The sequence below is a fragment of the Pontimicrobium sp. MEBiC01747 genome (genome assembly GCF_053601635.1).
Genome location: NZ_JBSHNS010000481.1, coordinates 1 through 417, shown reverse-complemented (window position 1 = coordinate 417; position 417 = coordinate 1). Strand labels below are relative to the sequence as shown.

The 417-nt window shown below is 31.4% G+C and carries 1 protein-coding gene; it reads right to left on the bottom strand.

What is annotated here, in order from left to right; all coding sequences use genetic code 11:
• Nucleotides 1–417, bottom strand: a 417-nt coding sequence (locus tag ACVC2P_RS15770) for an HRDC domain-containing protein (protein WP_452599414.1), incomplete at both ends; no start/stop codon positions are given.

Below are 417 nucleotides of genomic sequence, written 5' to 3'. Positions count from 1 at the left end.
CTCTTTTTTAGTGTCTACTTTTTTACGTTTTGGCTTGTCGCTTTCAAATAAATCTACTTCTTCAGAAACTTCTATATCATTTTCATCACAGTATTCTCTAATCACTTTTAAAATGGCACTTCCGTATTTTTCTACACGTGTTTTTCCCATACCATTAACTTCTAACAACTCACTTTTGTTAGTAGGTAAGGTTTCGCAGATTTCGTACAAAGCTTTCTGTGTAAATACTTGGTAATGTATTAAATCTTTTTCTTGAGCAATCTCATTTCTTAACACACGTAGCAATTCGAATAACTCAATATTTGTAGTGCCATCTATAACAGATTTTCTAGATTTTTTTGGTTTTTCTTTAGCTAAGAATACCGTTTTGGCGCGTAACTCTAAAAAGGTTTTTGTATTAAAACCATTAGATAAGCC